18 protein-coding genes are annotated in these 21,209 nt (G+C 69.6%); 13 read left to right on the plus strand and 5 right to left on the minus strand.

The features are described from left to right. Window positions 1-67 precede the first annotated feature (67 nt). From dnaA to mutM, 4 genes are all read right to left on the minus strand, one after another. A complete protein-coding gene (gene dnaA / locus AAFN86_RS04330; protein WP_347542388.1) occupies window positions 68-1,501 on the minus strand; it encodes a chromosomal replication initiator protein DnaA in 1,434 nt (477 codons plus the stop codon). Window positions 1,502-1,761: 260 nt separating this feature from the next. Next, window positions 1,762-2,037 (minus strand): 30S ribosomal protein S20, encoded by a 276-nt coding sequence (rpsT, locus tag AAFN86_RS04335; RefSeq protein WP_347541993.1) that lies wholly within the window; start codon window positions 2,035-2,037, stop codon window positions 1,762-1,764. A gap of 137 nt (window positions 2,038-2,174) precedes the next feature. Then, the gene (locus AAFN86_RS04340; RefSeq protein ID WP_347541994.1) at window positions 2,175-2,951 is read right to left on the minus strand and encodes an enoyl-CoA hydratase; all 777 of its coding nucleotides are present in this window, start codon (window positions 2,949-2,951) and stop codon (window positions 2,175-2,177) included. A gap of 57 nt (window positions 2,952-3,008) precedes the next feature. Further along, window positions 3,009-3,899, minus strand: coding sequence for a bifunctional DNA-formamidopyrimidine glycosylase/DNA-(apurinic or apyrimidinic site) lyase (mutM, locus tag AAFN86_RS04345; RefSeq protein ID WP_347541995.1), 891 nt, complete (start codon window positions 3,897-3,899; stop codon window positions 3,009-3,011). A 43-nt stretch (window positions 3,900-3,942) separates the two neighbouring features. Here mutM and AAFN86_RS04350 point away from each other — a divergent pair, with 43 nt between their 5' ends. The 10 genes from AAFN86_RS04350 (at window position 3,943) to AAFN86_RS04395 (ending at window position 15,657) form a co-directional block, all read left to right on the plus strand. Continuing rightward, window positions 3,943-4,692 (plus strand): class I SAM-dependent methyltransferase, encoded by a 750-nt coding sequence (locus AAFN86_RS04350; protein ID WP_347541996.1) that lies wholly within the window; start codon window positions 3,943-3,945, stop codon window positions 4,690-4,692. A gap of 42 nt (window positions 4,693-4,734) precedes the next feature. Then, window positions 4,735-5,919 carry a bifunctional phosphopantothenoylcysteine decarboxylase/phosphopantothenate--cysteine ligase CoaBC gene (gene coaBC / locus AAFN86_RS04355; RefSeq protein WP_347541997.1) on the plus strand — a complete coding sequence of 395 codons (1,185 nt, stop codon included), beginning with the start codon at window positions 4,735-4,737 and terminating at the stop codon, window positions 5,917-5,919. Then, window positions 5,916-6,365 (plus strand): dUTP diphosphatase, encoded by a 450-nt coding sequence (dut, locus tag AAFN86_RS04360; protein ID WP_347541999.1) that lies wholly within the window; start codon window positions 5,916-5,918, stop codon window positions 6,363-6,365. The genes coaBC and dut overlap by 4 nt, the downstream gene beginning before the upstream one ends. A 40-nt stretch (window positions 6,366-6,405) precedes the next feature. Next, window positions 6,406-7,749, plus strand: coding sequence for a tetratricopeptide repeat protein (locus AAFN86_RS04365; RefSeq protein WP_347542000.1), 1,344 nt, complete (start codon window positions 6,406-6,408; stop codon window positions 7,747-7,749). Window positions 7,750-7,789: 40 nt separating this feature from the next. Beyond that, window positions 7,790-9,367: a bifunctional phosphoribosylaminoimidazolecarboxamide formyltransferase/IMP cyclohydrolase gene (gene purH / locus AAFN86_RS04370; RefSeq protein WP_347542001.1), complete on the plus strand. Its 1,578-nt coding sequence runs from the start codon at window positions 7,790-7,792 to the stop codon at window positions 9,365-9,367. Between the two features lie 184 nt (window positions 9,368-9,551). Beyond that, window positions 9,552-10,160: a carbonic anhydrase gene (locus AAFN86_RS04375; protein ID WP_347542002.1), complete on the plus strand. Its 609-nt coding sequence runs from the start codon at window positions 9,552-9,554 to the stop codon at window positions 10,158-10,160. Window positions 10,161-10,303: 143 nt separating this feature from the next. After that, a complete protein-coding gene (gene rmuC, locus AAFN86_RS04380; RefSeq protein ID WP_347542003.1) occupies window positions 10,304-11,809 on the plus strand; it encodes a DNA recombination protein RmuC in 1,506 nt (501 codons plus the stop codon). Then, window positions 11,806-13,056, plus strand: coding sequence for a nucleoside transporter C-terminal domain-containing protein (locus AAFN86_RS04385; RefSeq protein ID WP_347542004.1), 1,251 nt, complete (start codon window positions 11,806-11,808; stop codon window positions 13,054-13,056). The genes rmuC and AAFN86_RS04385 overlap by 4 nt, the downstream gene beginning before the upstream one ends. Window positions 13,057-13,092: 36 nt before the next feature. Continuing rightward, entirely contained in the window at window positions 13,093-14,424 is a 1,332-nt protein-coding gene (locus AAFN86_RS04390) for an aspartate aminotransferase family protein (RefSeq protein WP_347542005.1), read from the plus strand. Between the two features lie 63 nt (window positions 14,425-14,487). After that, window positions 14,488-15,657, plus strand: coding sequence for a M20 aminoacylase family protein (locus tag AAFN86_RS04395; RefSeq protein WP_347542006.1), 1,170 nt, complete (start codon window positions 14,488-14,490; stop codon window positions 15,655-15,657). Between the two features lie 211 nt (window positions 15,658-15,868). On the opposite strand, the gene AAFN86_RS04400 is transcribed toward AAFN86_RS04395, so the two are convergent. Continuing rightward, the gene (locus tag AAFN86_RS04400; RefSeq protein ID WP_347542007.1) at window positions 15,869-16,978 is read right to left on the minus strand and encodes a hypothetical protein; all 1,110 of its coding nucleotides are present in this window, start codon (window positions 16,976-16,978) and stop codon (window positions 15,869-15,871) included. A 44-nt stretch (window positions 16,979-17,022) separates the two neighbouring features. Between AAFN86_RS04400 and leuS the strand changes: the two genes are divergently transcribed. The 3 genes from leuS to holA are packed head-to-tail and all read left to right on the plus strand — an operon-like array spanning window position 17,023 to window position 21,175. Next, window positions 17,023-19,644, plus strand: coding sequence for a leucine--tRNA ligase (leuS, locus tag AAFN86_RS04405; protein WP_347542008.1), 2,622 nt, complete (start codon window positions 17,023-17,025; stop codon window positions 19,642-19,644). Next, window positions 19,634-20,143: an LPS assembly lipoprotein LptE gene (lptE, locus tag AAFN86_RS04410; RefSeq protein ID WP_347542009.1), complete on the plus strand. Its 510-nt coding sequence runs from the start codon at window positions 19,634-19,636 to the stop codon at window positions 20,141-20,143. The genes leuS and lptE overlap by 11 nt, the downstream gene beginning before the upstream one ends. A gap of 6 nt (window positions 20,144-20,149) precedes the next feature. After that, complete coding sequence (gene holA, locus AAFN86_RS04415; protein ID WP_347542010.1) at window positions 20,150-21,175, plus strand: DNA polymerase III subunit delta; 1,026 nt, start codon at window positions 20,150-20,152, stop codon at window positions 21,173-21,175. Window positions 21,176-21,209 lie beyond the last annotated feature (34 nt).

The raw sequence follows: 21,209 nt of genomic DNA on the forward strand, positions 1-21,209 counted from the left end.
CCGTTGCCCCCTGGCGGGGAGAGGCTTGGAGAGGGGCAGCGCCCCTCTCCAAATCACCCGCCCGCCCTCAGGTCTCAAGCATCCTGCGCAGCAGCTCGACATCCTCGGCGAAGGCGCTGTCCGCCTGCATCAGTTCCGAGATGCGCGACACCGCGTGCATCACAGTCGTATGGTCGCGGTTGCCGAAGCGCCGCCCGATCTCGGGCAGCGAGCGCGAGGTCAGCTGCTTCGCCAGGTACATCGCCACTTGGCGCGGCCGCGCGACGTTGCGCGCGCGGCGCGCGCTGCTCATGTCGGTCAGTCGGATGTTGTAGTGCTCGGCGACCTTGCGCTGGATTTCCTCGATCGTGACGCGACGGTCATGGGCGCGCAGCAGGTCGTGCAGCACGTCCTGCGCGGATTCCAGCGTGACGGCGCGGCCGAACAGGTTGGCATGCGCGATCAGCCGGTTCAGCGCGCCTTCCAGCTCCCGGACGTTCGAGGTGATCTTGTGGGCGAGGAATTCGTGCACGTTCTTCGGCACCGTCACGGCCGCCGCGGTGGCCTTGGCCTGCAGGATCGACAGGCGCAGTTCATAGGTGGTGGCATGGATGTCGGCGACCATGCCGCAGCCCAGCCGCGTGCGCAGCCGATCCTCAAGCCCGTTGAGGTCGGATGGCGACTTGTCCGCGCTGATGATGATCTGCTTGCCGGCATCGATCAGCGCGTTGAAGGTGTGGAAGAACTCCTCCTGCGTGTTGTCCTTGCCGATCAGGAACTGCAGGTCGTCGACCATCAGCACGTCGACGGAACGAAGGCTCTCCTTGAATTCCATCGTGGACTGGCTGCGCAGCGCCGAGATGAAGCGGTACATGAACTTCTCGGCGCTCATGTAGGCGACGTTGCGCGCGGGCTCGCCGCCGCGGATGGCCCAGGCCACCGCATGCATCAGGTGCGTCTTGCCCAGCCCGACCCCGCCATACAGGAACAGCGGATTGAAGCCCGGGCTGGCCGGACGCTCGGCAACGCGGCGCGCGCAGGCATGGGCGAATTCGTTCGGCTTGCCGACGACGAAGGTGTCGAAGGTGAAGCGCGGATCGAGTGGTGCCGACCATTCGCCGCGCGGGTCGGCGCCATTGGCGCGCGGCTGTCGCGGCGCCAAGGCCTCGGCGAGACCTGGCCTTGCGGCGGCGGTGCCGGCGGTGTCGTCCTCGGGCGTAGGTTCCGCGCCACGCGGCTGCGGCCCGACGCGGACATCGACACGACGTACCGCCGGAACCTCATGCTGCCACAGGGCGCGCAAGCGATCGCCGTAGTGGCTGCGCACCCAATCGCGCAGGAAGCGCGTCGGCAGATGAACGATGACCTCGTCGCCCTCGATGCCGACCAGCGTCATCTGGCGCAGCCAGGTGCGGTACTCGACCTCGCCGACTTCCTCACGCAGGCGGCCGCGGATGCGGGCCCAGGATTCCTGAAGGGATGCTGCAGAGCGCGCGGTATCCGACCCGAGCTGCTTCTCCATGGCCATCCCCCAACTGCTCCTTCACGCGGCCTGCAACATAGGCCTGCCCCCGCTTCGCGGATGGCGTGTTGAAAGAGAACTCGACCCCCAAGGACAGAACACTACCGCGTCACATGCTTGTCGCAAGCGACAAAGTCGTGCCCTGCTCGGCATCATGCCAAATGGGCGCGAATGCACAGCGCGCGCAAAGATGCGCGCCGTACATTGGCCAACAGCAGCGATCGAAACGAAATAACGACACCGCCCGAAGGCGGCGCGGTTCAGCCCTGGGCGGCGCCCAGGGACTTCACGCGCGCGGACAGGCGCGAGATCTTCCGCGAAACGGTGTTCGCGTGCAGCGTGCCCTTGGTGACGGCGCGCTGCATTTCCGGCTGCGCGGCGCGGAACGCTTCCTGCGCCGCGGTCTTGTCACCGGTGGCGATCGCCTCCTCCAGCTTGCGCACATAGGTACGCACGCGGGACTTCCGCGCCTTGTTGCGCGCCGTGCGCTTCTCGGTCTGGCGGATGCGCTTGCGCGCGGAGTCAGTGTTCGCCATGGGGCTTCCGGTTCACATTATGCAGAGAGGTTCGAAGGGCCGCGGCCGGCAAGCCGTCGCGGCGAAGGCCGGGTTTCTAATGCCGCGCAGCGCGCGGCGTCAAGCACAGCCTTGCGCGACGTCAATGAATGGCGCGGCTAGCGGTTGCGAAAGGCCGGCTTGCGCTTCTCGACGAAGGCCGACATGCCCTCCTTCTGGTCCTCGGTGGCGAACAGGCTGAGGAACAGCCGGCGCTCGGTCCGCACGCCCTCCCGCAACCCGCCCTCGAAGGCGGCGTTGACCGCTTCCTTGGCCATCGCGACGGACGGGCCGGACAGCGCGCCGATCTTCTCGCCGATCTTCACTGCCTCGGCCAGCAGATCGGCGGCGGGAACCACGCGGCAGACCAGGTTCGATCGTTCCGCCTCTGCGGCGTCCATCATGCGCCCGGTCAGGATCATCTCCATGGACTTGGACTTGCCCACGGCGCGGGTCAGGCGCTGCGACCCCCCGGCGCCGGGAATGATCCCCAGGTTGATCTCCGGCTGGCCGAACTTCGCCGTATCGGCGGCGATGATCAGGTCGCACATCATCGCGAGCTCGCAACCACCACCCAGCGCGAAGCCCGCCACCGCGGCGATCACCGGCTTCTGGATCTCGAGCACCGTCTCCCAGCGTTCGCCGATGAAGTCGTTGAAATAGACCGCCGGATAGGTGCGGTCCTTCATCTCCTTGATGTCGGCGCCGGCGGCGAAGGCGCGCTCGCTGCCGGTCACGACGATCGCGGCGATGGCGGGGTCCTTGTCGTAGCCGCGCAGCGCGCCGCCCAGCTCGGTCATCAGCTGGTCGCACAATGCGTTGAGCGCCTGGGGCCGGTTCAGCCGGATGATGGCGACGGTCCCCTGCGTCTCGGTCAGGATCATGTCATAGGCCATGCGCCGCGTTCCTCGCCCGTTGTGATGCATCGCCTGTAGCCCAGCCGGGCGGTCCCCTCAACGCTGGCGCCGGGCGCAGAAGAAGGTCGACCGCCCGGACTGCACGATGCGGCCGATGCCCGGGCAGCCCGGGCCGCAATGCGGGCAGGCCTCGCCCTCCCGCCCATAGACAGCAAAGCGGTCCTGGAAGCGCCCGAGTTCGCCATCGGCACGGACATAGTCCCGCAGGGACGACCCGCCCGCGCCGATCGATTCCGCAAGTACCGCCTTGATGGCAGGCACCAGCCGCGCCGCCCGCGCGCCCGCGACGCTGGCGGCGAGCCGGCGGGGCGAGATGCCGGCGCGGTACAGCGCCTCGCAGACATAGATGTTGCCCAAGCCGGCGACCACGCCCTGGTCCAGCAGCGCCGCCTTGATCGGCGTGTGCCTGCCCACCAGGGCCGCGGAAAGCACCGCATCGGTGAAGGCGTCGTCCAGCGGTTCCGGCCCCAGCCCCCGCAGCAGGCGATGCGCATCCTCCTGGTCCGTGGCCACCAGGTCCACGGACCCGAAGCGGCGCGGATCGACGAAGCCGACGCGCCAGCCATGATCCGTTGCGAGAACAAGATGTTCATGCGCCTCCGGCGGCTCATTGTGGCCGCGCGCATCCGAGGCCACGCCCTGCGGCCCCAGCCGCGCCACCGCCGGCGCACCCACCTGGCGCGCCACCATGCGACCCGACATGCCGAGATGGATCAGCAGGCTCTCCCCGCCTTCCAGCCGGACCAGCATGTATTTGGCTCGCCTGCGGAATGACAGCACGCGGCGACCTTCCACCCGGCGCACCAGGTTGTCGGGGAAGGGGAAGCGCAGATCGGGGCGGCGCTGCTCCACTTCGGTGATGCGATGGCCTTCCAACACGGCGGCCAGGCCGCGCATCACCGTCTCGACCTCCGGCAGTTCAGGCATGGTCACTCCCTTTTCGCGCCCGGCACGCTATGGTGGGCGCACGATGAGCGACAGCCCCCAAGACAGCGCCGATTTCGGCTTCCGGTCCGTCCCCCGCGCCGAGAAGGCATCCATGGTGCGGGAGGTCTTCGAAAGCGTGGCGCCGCGCTACGATGTCATGAACGACCTGATGTCGCTCGGCATCCATCGGGTGTGGAAGCGCATCTTCGTCAACGCCATCGGCTGTTCGGCGCGCGAGACGCTGCTCGACCTCGCCGGCGGGACCGGAGATATCGCCTTCCTGGCAAAGGAACGCGGCGCCGGGCGGGTGATCCTGACGGATGTGAACCCCGCGATGCTCGAAGTCGCGAAGAAGCGCGCGCTGGACCGGGGTCTCGCCGCCGGGCTCGACTTCCTGGTGGTGGACGCCGAACGCATCCCGCTGCCCGACCGCAGCGTGGAGAAGGTGTCGATCGCCTTCGGCCTGCGCAACTGCACCGACAAGGACGCCGTTCTGCGCGAGGCGCGACGCGTGCTGCGCCCGGGCGGGCGGTTCCATTGCCTGGAATTTTCGAAGCTGGAAGTCGCGGCACTGGTGCCGCTGTATGATGCCTGGTCCTTCAAGGCACTGCCGGCGATCGGCGAGAAGGTCGCCAAGGACCGCGGATCCTACGAATACCTTGCCGAGAGCATCCGCATGTTCCCCAACCAGGAGACGCTGGCGGGGATGATGCGGAGTGCCGGCATGGAGCGGGTGGAGGTGCGCAACCTGTCCGGCGGGATCGTGGCGATCCATACGGGGTGGCGGCTGTAGCGCCCCTCGCCCGCCCCGGCGCAGCAGGTTAGGCTCTCGCCCATGCTCTCCGGCCGCCGCATCCTGCTGATCGTCTCGGGCTCCGTCGCCGCCTACAAGGCGCTGGAATTGACGCGCCTTCTCCGTAGGGACGGGGCCCAGGTCATGGCCATCCTGACCGCCGGCGGGGCCCGCTTCGTCACCAAGGAGGCGCTGGCCGCCATCACCGGCGAGCGTGTGCATGACGACCTCTGGGCCGCCGAGGCCGAGATCGGCCATATCCGCCTCGCCCGCTGGCCCGACCTGGTGGCCGTGGTGCCGGCTTCGGCCGACCTGACGGCGAAGATGGCACATGGGCTGACCGACGACCTCGCCACCTGCGTCCTGCTGGCCACGCGGGCGCCAGTGATGGTTGCCCCGGCGATGAACCCGGCCATGTGGGCGAATCCGGCGACGACGGCGAACATGGCGGCGCTGCGCGCACGCGGCGTGATGGTCGCCGGCCCCGATGACGGGCCAATGGCCGAACCGGAGAGCGGGGCTGGCCGGCTGGTGGAACCGGCCGGTCTGCTGGCGGCGATACGCGCCGCACTCGCCGCCGGGCCACTCGCCGGGCGGCACCTGCTGGTGACCAGCGGCCCGACGCACGAACCGATCGACCCGGTGCGCTACATCGCCAACCGCTCCTCCGGGAAGCAGGGGCACGCCATTGCCGCGGCACTCGCCGCGCTCGGCGCGCGCGTCACGCTGGTCAGCGGGCCGGTGGCCCAGCCCGACCCGCCGGGCGTCGCCGTGGTGCGCGTCGAAAGCGCGCGGGAGATGCTCGCCGCCTGCGAGGCCGCGCTGCCCGCCGATGGCGCCATCTGTGCCGCCGCCGTGGCCGATTGGCGCACGGCGCGCGAGGCCGGGCAGAAGATGAAGAAGGTGCCGGGCGCGGTGCCGCCGCCGCTCGAACTCGCGCTGAACCCGGACATCCTCGCGACGCTTGCCGCCGCCGGACCGCGCCGCCCGCGCCTTGTCGTCGGCTTCGCGGCGGAAACGGAACAGGTGGTGGCCAACGCCGTGACGAAGCGGGCGAAGAAGGGCTGCGACTGGATCGTGGCCAATGATGTATCGGGCGACGTCATGGGCGGGGCGGAGAATGCGGTGCACCTGGTGACTGAAGGCGGCGTCGAGGATTGGCCGCGCATGGCGAAGGAGCAGGTCGCGCGCCGCCTCGCCGCGCGCATCGCGGAGGCGCTGGCATGAACGCGCCCGTCATCGACGTGGTCCGCCTGCCGCATGCCGAGGGACTGCCCCTGCCGGCCTACGCAACGGACGGCGCGGCGGGGATGGATCTGCTCGCCGCCGTCATGTCCTCCGTCGTGATTCCGCCGGGCGGGCGGATGCTGGTGCCGACCGGGCTGCGCATCGCCATCCCTCCCGGCTATGAACTGCAGGTGCGGCCGCGTTCGGGCCTCGCGCTCAAGAACGGCATCGTTCTGCCGAACAGCCCGGGGACGATCGACGAGGATTATCGCGGCGAGCTCGGCGTCATCGTGATGAATGCCGGTGATGCGCCCTTCACGGTGGAACGCGGCATGCGCATCGCGCAGGCGGTCATTGCGCCCGTCATTCGTGCATCCTGGCGGGAGGTTGCCGAACTGCCCGACACGGCGCGCGGCACCGGCGGCTTCGGGTCCACCGGGACATAGGACACGCCCCGGACGAAGGGCGGAATGAGGAGGATGCTTCATGGCCATCGACGCCCAGGGACTGACCATCACCGCCGCCTCCGACGCGGCCGCCCGCGCCCATGACCATGTGGTCGAAGGCTACCTGAAATACCGTGCCGATGCCGGCCAGCGGCTGAAGGCGGCGATGGCGCTCGACCCCGACATGCCGATGGGCCTGGTGCTGGGGGGCGTGTTCTTCATGCTCGCCTACAACACGGCGCTGGTGCCGCGGGCGCAGGCCGCCGCCGCCGCTGCCATGCGCCTTGCAGGCAACGACCGGGAACGTGCCCATGCCGCCGCCTTGGCGAAATGGGCCGAGGGGGATGTCGATGGAGCGCTCGCCGCCTGGGAGGCGATCATGGCGGTGCATCCGCACGATATCCTCGCCTTCCGGCTGCACCATTTCTGCGCCTTCTGGCTTGGCCGCGCGGGCCAGATGCTGCGCGCGGTGGACGCTGTCGCTCCGCGCTGGTCGGCGTCCATGCCCGGCTATGGCTCCATCCTCGCCTGCCGGTGCTTCGCCAATGAGGAAGCCGGCAACTACCAGGTCGCCGAGGAAGCCGGCCGCGCCGCGGTGGCGCTCGACCCCGGCGATCTCTGGGCGACGCATGGCGTCGCGCATATCCTGGAGATGCAGGGCAGGCGCGGCGAGGGCATCGCCTGGCTCAAGACGCTGGAACGGCATTGGGAAGGCGGGTCCAACCTGCTGCACCACCTGTGGTGGCACCGCGCCATGTACCACCTGGAACGCGGTGAGCATGACGAGGTGCTCGGCCTGTATGACCGCGGCTTCCGCGACCATGCCAGCCCGCTGGTCCAGGCCATGCCGGATCTGTACATCGACGTGCAGAATGCCGCGTCCATGCTGTTCCGCCTGCAGCGCCACGGCGTCGATGTCGGCGACCGATGGGTGGAACTGGCCGACAAGGCCGAGGCGCGGATCGGCGACTGCCTGTCCACCTTCACCCTGCCGCATTGGATGATGGCGCTGACGGCGACCGGCCGGACCCAGGCGGCATCACGCATGCTGGATGCGATGCGCGATGCAGCAACGCGGCCCGGCACGGTCGCACCGATCCTGCGCGATGCGGCGATCCCGGTCTGCGAGGCCGTTCTGGCCCACGCCCAGGGTGACCATGCCCGCGCGGTGGCGGTGATGCGCCCGGCGATCGGCGTGATGCACCGCATGGGCGGCAGTCACGCGCAGCAGGATGTGCTGGAACAACTTTTCCTTGATGCCGCGATGAAGGCGGGATCGCAGGAGGATGCGCGGCTGCTGCTGGAACGGGTGGCCGGGCGGCATCCGGTGCCGCCCGAACGCCGGGCCGGCTATGCCGAGGCGGCGCGGGCAATCCGTCACTGACGGTTGCCCCCGGCGCCGCCGGGGTCTATGCGCCCGGCCCATGACCGACCTCCTCCCCATCCGCCGCGCCCTGATCTCCGTCTCCGACAAGACGGGGCTGATCGAGTTCGGCCGTTTCCTCGCCGCCCAGGGGGTCGAGATCCTGTCCACCGGCGGAACGGCCAAGGCGCTGCGCGACGCCGGCGTGCCGGTGAAGGACGTGTCGGACCACACCGGCTTCCCCGAGATCCTGGATGGCCGCGTCAAGACGCTGGTGCCGCAGGTGCATGGCGGCATCCTCGGCCGGCGCGACCTGGCCGAGCATCTCGCGCAGATGGAACAGCACGCCATCGCGCCGATCGATTTGGTGGCGGTGAACCTCTACCCCTTCGAGGCGACGGTCGCGAAGGGTGCCGACTTCGACGACTGCATCGAGAACATCGACATCGGCGGCCCGGCGATGATCCGCTCCGCGGCCAAGAACCATGCCGGCGTCGCGGTGCTGACCGAACCGCAGCACTTCGCCGAGGTGCAGGCCGAGATCGAAGCGCAGGGCGGCACCACGCTCGCGACGCGCCGGCGCCTCGCGGCGGCGGCCTATGCCCGCACCGCGGCCTATGACGCGGCGATCTCCGGCTGGTTCGCGAAGCAGGAAGGCCAGGACTTCCCGCCGCGGCTGTCCCTGCCGGGCGTGCTGCGCCAGGGGCTGCGCTATGGCGAGAACCCGCACCAGAAGGCGGCCTTCTACGTCGACGGCACCAACCGGCCGGGCATCGCCACCGCCACCCAGGTGCAGGGCAAGGAACTGTCCTACAACAACCTGAACGACACCGATGCCGCGTATGAATGCGTCGCGGAATTCGACAGGCCCGCCATCGTCATCGTCAAGCACGCCAATCCCTGCGGCGTGTCGGTCGCGGGCAGCCTGGCGGATGCCTGGGACAAGGCGCTGCTGTGCGACCCGGTCTCGGCCTTCGGCGGCATCATCGCGGCGAACCGCACGCTGGACGCCGCGGCCGCCGAGAAGATCACCGCCATCTTCACCGAGGTGGTGATCGCCCCCGATGCGGACGACGCCGCCAAGGCAATCTTCGCGCGCAAGAAGAACCTGCGCCTGTTGCTGACCGGCGGGTTGCCGGATGCCACCGCGCCGGGGCTCGCCTTCAAATCCGTCTCGGGCGGCTTCCTCGCGCAGTCGCGCGATGCCGGGCGCGTCACCGAGGACATGCTGAAGGTGGTGACGCAGCGCGCACCCTCTCGCGCCGAGATGGCCGACCTCATCTTCGCTTTCCGCGTCTGTAAGCATGTGAAGTCGAACGCCATCATCTATGCCAAGGGCCTCGCGACCGTCGGCATCGGCGCGGGGCAGATGAACCGCGTGGAAAGCAGCCGCATCGCCGCCTGGAAGTCCGAGGCCGCGGCCAAGGCGGCCGGGATCGAGCGGCCGCTGGCCGAAGGGTCCGTGGTCGCCTCGGACGCCTTCTTCCCCTTCGCCGATGGGCTGGAGACGGCGGCGGCGGCGGGTGCGACGGCGGTGATCCAGCCCGGCGGGTCGATGCGTGATGCCGAGGTGATCGCGGCCGCCGACAAGGCCGGGCTTGCCATGGTGTTCACCGGCATGCGGCACTTCCGGCACTAATTGGAGGGGCTCTGCCCCTCCAAGCCACCCCACCAAAGGCCTAACGGCCTCTGGACACCTTTACCGCGCCACCCTCGACAGCGGGGCGCCAAGTGATGGTTTCCAAAGGCCCTTAGGCCTTTGGTGGGGGAGTTCGAGGGGGCGACGCCCCCTCGATCCACGCCTATCGGGGATGGCAGACACCATGGACGAACTGATCGAAGGCTACCGCCGCTTCCGTGCCGAGACCTGGCCGCGCGAACGTGCGCGCTTCGAGGAACTGGCCGCGCAGGGTCAGCGCCCGCACACCATGGTCATCGCCTGTTCCGACAGCCGCGTCGATCCGCAGATGATCTTCTCCGCCGGGCCGGGGGAGCTGTTCGTGCTGCGCAACGTGGCGAATCTGGTGCCGCCCTACATGCCGGACCAGCTGTTCCACGGCACCAGCGCGGCGGTGGAATTCGCCGTGCGCGTGCTGAAGGTGGACCGCATCGTGGTGATGGGCCATGCGCTGTGCGGCGGCATCAGCGCCCTGCTGAACGGCGCCCCGCCCGAGGTGCAGGACTTCGTCGCCGGCTGGATCGGCATCGCCGAGCGCGCCCGCACCGTCGCCCTGCGCTGCGACGTGCCGGACCAGCGCCAGGAAGTCGCCGAGCATGAGGCGGTGCGCATCTCGCTCGACAACCTGATGACCTTCCCCTGGGTGGCGGAGGCGGTGGCGGCCGGTCGCCTGACCCTGCACGGCGCGCATTTCGGTGTCGCCACCGGGCGGCTGGTGCTGGTGCCGGCGCAGGGCGAACCCCGCGCGCCCTGACACCGGCCAGCCTCGCGACTGGCTCGCTGCCAGGGTCTTGGTTTCGCGCGCAGCCGCCACGCCAACCCTGCGCGCCATGAACACATCCTCGCGCCACGGTCGCGGGAATGCGAGACTCCGCCGGTCGAGTCGGGGGAGAGGGGATGGCGGCCGAAAGCCTTGCGATAATGGGCGGGCTGGCGGTCGTCGCTGTGCTGCTCGTCGCACTTCTGCTGCGCCGGCCGGCAACCGACCCGGTGCTGGCGCAACGCCTGACCGACCTGCAATCGGTCCTCGACCGCCAGGGTGAGCGCATCGCCGCCCTTCCCGCGGAATTCGAGCGCGGCCTGGCGCGGGAAGCCGCGGCGATCGGCGATCGGGTGGGTGCCGGCGCGCTCGACCAGACCAGGGCGTTGGGGGAGGGGATCGGGCGCATCGCCGACCGGCTCTCGGCGCAGGAGAAGGCGGTGCTGGATCGCCTCGCCGCCGATGCCGCGCTGCTGACGGAACGCCTGGCGCAGGATGCGCTGGCCATGGCGGACCAGCGCGCCGCCGTGGTGAAGGCGCTGACCGAGCACAAGGACGACACCGCCCTGCTGCGCCGCGACGTGACGCAGGGCATCGCCGATATCCGCATCGCCTTCGCGGAAGGGCTTGCGAAGTTGCAGGAAGCGCAGGCGGCGGAGAATGCCCGCGGCCGCGACCTGCTCGACACCAAGCTGAAGGAACTGCGCGAAGGCAACGAGGCGCGCCTCGCCGAGATCCAGAAGACGGTGAACGAACAGCTTCAGTCGGCCGTCGAGAAGCAGATGACCGAGAGCTTCGCCCGCGTATCCGACCAGTTCGCCCAGGTGCTGAAGGCGATGACCGATGTGCAGGCGGTGACGACGCAGATCGTCGACATCAAGCGCCTGTTCTCGAACGTGAAGACGCGCGGCGGCTGGGGGGAGGCGCAACTGCGCGGCCTGATCGAGGATATCCTTCCGGCCGGGACCTACGAGGCCAACAAGAAGCTCTCGGAAGAAAGTGGCGACTTGGTGGAGTTCGCGATCCGTATGCCTGGTGATCGCGGGCGCGAGGTGTTCCTGCCGGTGGATGCCAAGTTCCCGACCGAGGATTGGGACAGGCTCGTGCTGGCCGGTGAAGCGGGCGATGCCGAGGCCGAACGCATCGCCCGCCGCGCGCTGGAGCAGCGCGTGCGCGGTGAAGCGGCAAAGATCGCGGCCAAATACATCCGTCCGCCCCTGACCGTCGAATTCGGCGTGCTGTTCGTGCCGACGGAAGGGCTCTACGGCGAGATCGCACGCATGCCCGGGGTGATCGAGGACATACATCGGGCACACCGCGTTCTGGTCATGGGACCGTCCCTGCTGCCGGCCATGCTGCGCAGCATCCAGATGGGCCATGTCACCATCGCGCTGAACGAGAAGGCCGAGGCGGTCCGCGAATTGCTTGGGGCGACCAAGGCGGAGATGCGGCAGATGGATGAGGTGCTGCGCAAACTGGCGGGGCAGGTGCGGACCATGGGCAACACCATCGAGAAGGCGCAGGTCCGCACGCGTGCCGTGGACCGCAAGCTGCGCAGCATCGACGTCATCGAGGGCAGCCGCGCTGCCGCGCTCCTGGATATCGAGGCAGCCGAGGTCCTCGGCGAAGGCGACGAAGCATGAGCCTGCTCCAACTCCAATCCGCCATCGGCCTGCTGCTGCTGGCGGCGCTCGCATGGGCCCTGGGCGGGTTCCGCCGAGGTGTCGCGCCGCGCGTCATCGTCGCGGGCATCGCCTTGCAGATCGTGCTCGCGGCGATCCTGCTGAACATCCCCCCGGTCCGCGCCACCTTCTTCCTGCTGGGTGACGCGGTCGATGCGCTGGCGACCGCGACGCGGGCCGGCACCTCGCTGGTCTTCGGCTATCTCGGCGGCGGGGCGCTGCCCTTCACCGAGAACCGGCCCGGTTCCTCCTTCATCCTGTTCTTCCAGGCGCTGCCGTTGGTCCTCGTCGTCGGCGCGCTGTCGGCGGTGCTGTTCCATTGGGGCGTGCTGCCGGCCATCGTGCGCGCGATGGCGGGCGTGCTGACACGGCTGTTCGGCATCGGCGGCGCGACCGGCTTTTCCGTCGCGGCCAATGTCTTCGTCGGCATGGTCGAGGCACCGCTGATGATCCGCGCCTGGCTCGCCCGGCTGACGCGATCCGAGATGTTCGTAGTGATGACCGCGGGCCTCGCGACCATCAGCGGCAATACGCTGGTGGTCTATGCGCTGATCATCTCCCCCGTCGTGCCCGATGCGGCGGGGCAGCTGATGACGGCAAGCCTGATCGCGGCGCCCGCATCGATCCTCGCCGCACTACTGATGATGCCGCCCGCGCCCGGCGACGCCATGACCGAGGGTGGCGAGGGCATCCCCGAGAAGCTCTACGACAGCACCATGGATGCGCTGGTACAGGGCACCAAGGATGGGCTCGACCTGCTGCTCGGCATCATGGCGGCGCTGATCGTCTTCGTGTCGATCGTCGCACTGATCAACCTGGCGCTGGAACCGCTGGCCGGCTTCACGCTGCAGAAGCTCGCCGGCTGGGTGCTGTGGCCGGTCGCCTGGGCGATGGGCATCCCGGTGGCGGAATCGGCGACGGTGGCGTCTTCCCTCGGCGTGAAGATGATCATCAACGAGTTCGTGTCGTATCTGGAACTCGCGGCCTCGGGCGGGGCGGGGCTGTCGGACCGGTCCCGGCTGATCCTGACCTATGCGCTGTGCGGGTTCACCAACCTGGGGTCGGTCGGGATCATGGTGGGCGGGATGTCCGCGATGTGCCCGGAACGACGTACCGATATCGTGAAGCTCGGGCTGCCGTCGCTGATCTCGGGGACCATCGCCTGCTGCATGACAGGGGCGGTGGTGGGGGTGCTGACTCCGCCCTGATCAGGGGGCAGGATGGCCCCGCCAAGGAGCCGCCCTATGACCCACATCGTCCACCGCAACCTCCGCGAAGCCCCGCCGATCGCCGTTTCCGGCCGCGGCATCTGGCTGCGCGATGCCTCGGGGCATGAGGTCATCGACGGCTCGGGCGGCGCCGCCGTCGCCTGCCTCGGGCACGGCCACCCGCATGTGGTCCAGGCGATGAAGGACCAGATCGACCGGCTGTGCTACGCGCATACCGCGCTGTACAGCGCCGGCAGCGCCGAACAATTGGCCGAGATGCTGGTCGGCCACGCCCCGGGCGGGCTGACCCATGCCTATTTCGTGTCGTCGGGTAGCGAAGGCATGGAAGCAGCGCTGAAGATGGCTCGGCAATGGGCACTGGAAGCCGGCCAGCCGCAGCGCACGAAGTTCATCGCGCGGCGGCAATCCTATCACGGCAACACGCTCGGTGCGCTGGCGGCCGGCGGCAATGCGATGCGCCGCGCGCCCTATGCGCCGATCCTGTCGGATGCCTTCAGCCATGTCTCGCCCTGCTTCGCCTATCGCGACCGGCGGGATGATGAGACCGACGCCGACTACGTCGCGCGGCTGGCGGCGGAGCTGGAGGCGGAGTTCCAGCGCCTCGGCCCGCAGAACGTCATCGCCTTCTGCGCGGAGACCATCGTGGGCGCCACGCTCGGCTGCGCCACCGCTCTCCCGGGATACTTCCCGGCGATGAAGGCGGTGTGCGAACGGCACGGCGCGCTGCTGATCCTCGATGAGGTGATGTCGGGCATGGGCCGTTCCGGCACGCTGCATGCCTGGGAACAGGAAGGCATCACGCCGGACATCCAGGTGATCGCCAAGGGCCTCGGCGGCGGCTACCAGCCGATCGGCGGCATCCTGGTGCATGGCCGTGTCATCGAGGCGCTGACGAAGGGCTCCGGCACCTTCAAGCACGGCCATACCTACCAGGCGCATCCGGTCGCCTGCGCCGCCGCGCTGGCCGTGCAGGAAGTGATCCGCGACGAGAAGCTGCTCGACAACACGAAGGCGATGGGCGCGCTGCTGGAACAGGGGCTGATCGAACGGCTGGGCAACCACGCGAAGGTCGGCGACATCCGCGGCCGCGGCCTGTTCTGGGCGATCGAGCTGGTGCAGGACCGCGCGACCAAGGCGGTGTTCGACCCCGCGTTGGCGATGAACGAGCGCGTCAAGAAGGAAGCCTTCGCGCGCGGCCTCGCCTGCTATCCGATGGGTGGCACCATCGACGGCAAGCATGGCGACCATGTGATCCTCGCACCGCCCTATGTCGTGACGGACAAGGAAATCGCCATGATCGTCGAGCGCTTCGGCGACGCGGTGGAAGCCGCCATCGCCAGCGTGTGACACGCGCCCCGGCCGCGTCCGGTCCGCCACCATCCTGACGTCCTCAATACGGGAGGAACCCTCGTGCCCATCTTCAACCGCATCGCCGACTTCCACGCCGACCTGACAGCCACGCGCCGCGACATCCACGCGCATCCGGAACTCGGCTTCCAGGAACAGCGCACCTCCGACATCGTCGCGCAGCAGCTCGAATCCTGGGGCATCGAGGTGCATCGCGGCATCGCCGGCACCGGCCTGGTCGGCGTGCTGCGCAACGGCAATTCCGGCCGCTCGATCGGCTTCCGTGCCGACATGGACTGCCTGCCGATGACCGAGACCAACGATTTCGGCTATCGGTCCACCACGCCGGGGAAGATGCACGCCTGCGGGCATGACGGGCACACCACCATGCTGCTTGGTGCCGCGCGCTACCTGGCGGAGACGAAGAACTTCGACGGCACCGTCCACTTCATCTTCCAGCCGGCCGAGGAAGGCGGCGGCGGCGGCCGCGTGATGGTGGAAGAAGGGCTGTTCGACCGCTTCCCCTGCGATGCGGTCTACGCCATGCACAACTCGCCGGAATTGCCGCTGGGCGAGGCGCGCGTCATGCCAGGCCCGGTCCTCGCCGCGGCGGACCGCATCACCATCACCATCCACGGCAAGGGCGGCCATGCCTCCCGCCCTTATCAGTGCATCGACCCGGTGCTGGTGGGCTCGCAGATCGTGGTGGCGGCGCAGTCGATCGTGTCGCGGTCAATGGACGCGCTGGATGCGGCCGTGGTCAGCATCTGCATGTTCAACGCCGGTGAGGCGTCCAACGTCATCCCCGAGACCGCCGAACTGCGCGGCACCGTCCGCACCTTCAAGCCCGCCATCCAGGACAAGGTCGAGGAACGGCTCGGCCAGATCGTGCGCGCCACGGCCGAGGCCTATGGCGCCACCGCCGAACTGTCGTACCAGCGCGGCTATCCGCCCACGGTGAACCATGCCGCGCAGGCCGAACGCGCTGCGGTCGCCGCGGATGCCGTGCTAGGGTCGGGCAAGGTGCATCGCACCGGGTCCCCGCGCATGGGGGCGGAGGATTTCTCCTACATGCTGCTCGCGCGCCCCGGGGCATTCATCAATATCGGCCAGGGCGATGGCGGGCGGCACTCGGTGTCGGTGCACAACCCGCGCTACGACTTCAACGACGAGGTGATCCCGATGGGGTCGTCGCTGTTTGCAAGGCTGGCCGAACAGGAAATGCCGCGCTGAAGGGACGGGGCGGCGCGATCCCATGGGCGTGACGATGGCGCGCCGGGCTGGCGGGGGCAAAGTCCCTTCCGTGGCCCCGCGCCACCCCCTGGCGGGGCGCGACCCGGGCTTGCGAGCCCAATCCGGCCTTTGACGCCGTGGCGACGCGGCGTGCCCCATCGGCCGCCTGCCGGGGGTCGGGTGGCAGCACGCCCCTGCGGTCTTGGCCGCGTCACCCCCCGCCGCAGGGGCTACGCCGCACGCCGCGGGGTGCCGCGGTCGCCGGCGCCTGCACCAGCGTCAGCAGGCAGGGCCCCTGGCTGCGGGTGAAGCGCCAATCGGTGACGCCGCCATGGCCGCGGATCGGTGGCTCCGGATACAGCGCCAGCGTCGGGACGCTGCGCCGGGCGGCGGTCTCTCGCACCATCACCGCGCGGGCGGCCGGGTCGGGATCGAAGGGATCGTCAACGAAGACCACGACCGCCAGGCGCGGGCCGTCCGCCGGCAACCCGGCCAGAAGGCGGCGGAAATCCTCGCTGGCCGCTGCCAGGTTGTTGGGGCGGGCGGCCTCCCCATGCGCGGCGGGGGCGATGGCGATCGCGGCATGGACCCATTCGGGCCGCTCGGCCGCCGCCATGATGGATTGCCAGCCGCCGCGCGACTGTCCGGCCAGCACGATGCGGCGATACCCGGCCTCGCGCAGCAGCGGCAGGCCGCGGCGCAGGGTGCCGAGCGCCGCCGGCAGGTCATCCTCGGCCGGATCGCGGTCGAAGCGCAGCACATCCCAGCCGGCATCGTTCAGCAGCGCCATCGCCCCCGGCACGTTGCGCTGGCGCTGGTCGGCGGCCGGCCCGCCATAGCCATGCGACCAGACCACGGCGCCTTCGGCCGCCGCCGGGCCATGGCGGAACATCAGCGGTGCCGCGCGGAACGGCCCGATCGTGGCCTCCACGGGGCGGAAGGCGGGCCTGTCGAGCGACGGCACCGCGCCATCCTGGGCCACGACCCGGCATGCCTGCCCGGCGCCGAATGCCGCCGCGGCATCGCGGTCGCAGGCCGCCTGCAGGGTGGTGCGCGCGACCTCGGAGCCCGGCTGGCCGCCGACGAAGCGCCAGATCGCCCGGCCATCGGGCAGGGATGCCAGGGCGAAGGCGGAACTCGGCATGGCGCCGCGATAATGCAGCGTATAGCCGGTCACCGTCGCGGCCCCGCGCGCCCCGCCCAGGGCGGCGACGGAGAACAGCGCGCGGTAGGCGGTGAAATCGGTATTGGGGTCCTGCGCCCATGCGGGGGCTGCCAGCACCGCCAACCCTAGGAATCCGGCGCGCCAGCGCTTATGCATCCGTCTCCCTTTCCGCCCCGCATGGCACGAGACGCGCGCGCGCAATGAACGACAGCATCCCATCCCCCGACAAGGCGGCGCACGAACCGGTTGCGCCCCGCTACAACTTCCGCGCCGCCGAGCCGCGCTGGCAGAAGGCGTGGGACGACCGCGCCTGCTTCGCCGTGCCGGACGTGCCGCCGCCCGGTGCCGCCAAGTACTACGTTCTGGAGATGTTTCCCTACCCCTCCGGCAAGATCCACATGGGGCATGTGCGCAACTATACGCTGGGCGACGTGGTCGCGCGGTACAAGCGGGCGCGCGGCCATCTGGTGATGCACCCGATGGGCTGGGATGCCTTCGGCCTGCCGGCGGAAAATGCGGCGCGCGAGCGCGGCGTGCATCCCGCGGCGTGGACCTACGCCAACATCGCCAATATGCGCGATGAGCTGAAGCGCATGGGCCTGTCGCTGGAATGGGCGCGGGAATTCGCCACCTGCGATGCGGAATACTACGGCCAGCAGCAGAAGCTGCTGCTGGATTTCTGGAAGGCGGGCCTGGTCGAACGCAAGGAATCCTGGGTGAACTGGGACCCGGTGGACAACACCGTGCTGGCCAACGAGCAGGTGATCGATGGGCGCGGCTGGCGATCCGGCGCGCAGGTCGAGAAGAAGAAGTTGTCCCAGTGGGTCCTGGCGATCACGAAGTATGCGCCGGATCTGCTGCAGGCGCTGGGTGGACTTGATCGCTGGCCCGAGCGCGTGAAGCTGATGCAGTCCAACTGGATCGGCCGCAGCGAGGGCGCGCGGGTACGCTTCGCGCTGTCCCAGCCGGTGGATGGCATCGCCGATGTCGAGGTGTTCACGACCCGTCCGGACACGCTGTTCGGCATGTCCTTCCTCGCCGTCGCCGCCGAGCATCCGCTGGCCGCGGCTGCCGCCGCGCGTGATGCGAAGGCTGCCGAATTCGTCGCCGAATGCCGCAGCATGGGCACGTCCGAAGCGGTGATCGAGCAGGCCGAGAAGAAGGGCTTCGACACCGGCTTCCGCGTGAAGCATCCCTTCACCGGGGAAGAATATCCGGTGTGGATCGCCAATTTCGTGCTGATGGAATACGGCACGGGGGCGATCTTCGGCTGCCCGGCGCATGACCAGCGCGACCTGGATTTCGCGCGGAAATACGCCCTGTCGGTGGTGCCCGTGGTGCTGCCCAAGGGCGCGGATGCCGCGACCTTCGCCGTCGGCACCGAGGCCTTCACCGATGATGGCGTTGCCTTCAATTCCGGCTTTCTCGACGGGCTGGACGTCGCCGCCGCCAAGCGCGGCGCGATCGAGGCCCTGGAAAAGCAGGGTACCGGCACCGGCGTGGTGAATTGGCGCCTGCGCGACTGGGGCGTGTCCCGCCAGCGCTATTGGGGCTGCCCGATCCCCTTCATCCATTGCGACGATTGCGGCGTGGTGGCGGTCCCGGACGATCAGCTGCCGGTGCGGCTGCCGGAGGATGTGGATTTCTCGAAGCCCGGTAATCCCCTGGATCATCATCCGACGTGGAAGCATGTCGGTTGCCCGACATGCGGCAGGCCGGCGCGGCGCGAGACCGACACCTGCGACACCTTCGTCGATTCATCCTGGTATTTCGCGCGCTTCTGCTCGCCGCGCGCCAAGGTTCCGGTCATCAAGGCCGCGGTCGATGGCTGGCTGCCGGTGGACCAGTATATCGGCGGCATCGAGCACGCGATCCTGCACCTGCTGTATTCGCGCTTCTTCTCCCGCGCCATGAGCGCGACGGGGCACCTGTCGGTCGCCGAGCCCTTCGCCGGGCTGTTCACCCAGGGCATGGTGCAGCACGAATCCTACAAGGGTGCCGATGGCCGCTGGCTCTACCCCGAGGAGATCGATTTCTCCGCAACGCCCGAGGGCGTGCGCACAGCGACCGTGAAGGGCGGCAATGAGCCCGTGACGATCGGCCGCGTCGAGGCGATGTCGAAGTCCAAGCGCAACACCGTCGATCCCGGCGCGATCATCGCGAAATACGGGGCGGACACGGCGCGCTGGTTCATCCTGTCGGACAACCCGCCCGACCGCGACATGGAATGGACGGAATCGGGCGTCGCCGGCGCCTATCGCTTCACCCAACGCGTATTCCGCATGGTCGAGACGGCGCTGCCGTCCCTGCCGCCGCCGGGCACCACCCCGGAAGCCGAAGGCCGCGCACTGCGCCGCGCGACGCATCGCTGCATCGCCGCGGTGACCGACGCGCTCGAAACCTTCGCCTTCAACGTCGCCGTGGCGCGGCTGTACGAATTCGCCAATGCCATCGAGGCGGCGAAGGACGCACCGGGCGGCGCGAAGCGCGAGGCGCTGGAGATCCTCGCGCGGTTGTCCGCGCCGATGATGCCGCACCTGGCCGAGGAAGCCTGGTCCCTCCTGTGCCCGGGCCATGCCGACCTGGTGGCGCTGCTGCCCTGGCCGGAGCCCGACCCGGCGCTGCTGGTGGCCGAGAGCATCACGCTCGCCGTGCAGGTGCTGGGCAAGCTGCGCGCGACGATCGAGGTGCCGGTGGGCGCCAGCGAGGAGGCCATCTTCGCCGCCGCCGAGGCGGAGGAGAACGTGCAGCGCGCCGTCGCCGGCAAACCCATCCGCAAGCGGATCCATGTGCCTGGGCGGGTGGTGAACCTTGTCGTCTAGGCGCGCGATCCTCCGTTTGGCACCGCTGTTCGGCCTGGCCGGCTGCGGCTTCCGCCCGATGTACGGCCCGCGCCCGGATACGATGACCGCCGGGCTGGAGACGGTGCGTGTCGGACTGATCACCGAGCGCAACGGGCAATTGCTGCGGCGACACCTGGAACAGCGGCTCGGCCGTGGCGGCGCGCCGGCGCGCTACGACCTGCGCGTCGGCCTGTCCTACGGCATCGAGGTGCAGGGCTTCGAACGCGACGGCACGCCATCGCGCGTGCGCATCACAGCGACGGCGAATTGGTTCCTCTACGACACCAACCTGCCGCCGCGCCTGGTCGCCCAGGGCACCGATCGCACCTTCGATGCCTACAACGTGCCGGAGAATCAGTTCTTCGCGGCCGACACCGCGCGCAGCGCGGCTGAACAGCGGCTGATGGAGCAGTTGGCCAGCGACGTTGTCCAGAATCTGGCCGTGCGTTTCGAATCCGGGCCGCCGCGGGCGGGCTGAGGCGGCATGGCGAAGCTCGACGCGCGCCGTATCCAGGCCTTCCTGGCCGATCCGGGTGCCGCGCGGGTCGTGCTGTTGTTCGGCGAGGATACCGGCCTGGTGCGCGAGCGCGGCGATATGCTGACGCGCGCGATTGCGGGCGATGATCCGTTCCGCCTGGTCGAGATTCCGCGCGACGTGGCGGCGAAGGACGCGAGCCTGCTGGCGGCGGAAGCAGCGACACCGGCGCTGACCGGCGGGCGACGCATGGTCCGCGTGCACGACGCGACGGATGGGCTGGCGAATGCCGCCAAGGCGGCGCTCGCCGGCAACGGGCCGGGCATCGTGCTGCTGGAGGGCGGTTCGCTCGACGGCCGCAAGGGGCTCCGCGCGGCGTTGGAGAAGGCCGGGCCGGAAGCCGCGGTGATCGCCTGCTACACCGAGACGGGCGCGGCGCTGGAAGCTTCCATCATCGGCGTGCTGCGCGAATACGGCGTGACCGCCGAGCCGGGCGCCGTCGCCTGGATGGCGCAGCGCCTCGGCGAGGACCGGCTGGTCATGCGCCGGGAATGCGAGAAGATTGCGTTGTATGTCGGCGCCGGCGGGCGGGTGAGCGAAGAGGAAGCGCTCGCCTCGCTGTCCGAGGGATCGACGCTCGATCTCGATGCCGCGCTGCTGGCGGCGACGGAAGGCGACGCACCGCGCACCGACCGCGCGCTGGATGCCGCCTTCGCCGAGGGCGCGGCGGCGGTGCAGGTTGTGCGCGGCGCGCTGCGGCATGTGCAGCGGTTGGAAGTCGCCGCACTGGCGGTGGCGCGCGGCGCCAGCCCCAAGGATGCGCTGGACGGGCTGCGGCCGCCGGTTTTCTTCAAGTCCCGGCCTTCGTTCGAACGCGCGCTGCGGCTGTGGCGGCCGGAGACACTGGCGGCGGCGGGCGCGGTGCTGCTGGAAGCCGAGCGGGCGACCAAGACGACGGGGATGCCGGATGTCTCGGTGGCACGGGCGGCGGTGATGGGGCTGGCGCGGGAAGCGGTAAGGGCGAAGCGGGGGTGAAGGGCGACGGGGCTCCGCCCCGGACCCCGCCAGG

The sequence above is a fragment of the Roseomonas sp. CAU 1739 genome (genome assembly GCF_039839775.1).
Classification (GTDB): domain Bacteria; phylum Pseudomonadota; class Alphaproteobacteria; order Acetobacterales; family Acetobacteraceae; genus Neoroseomonas.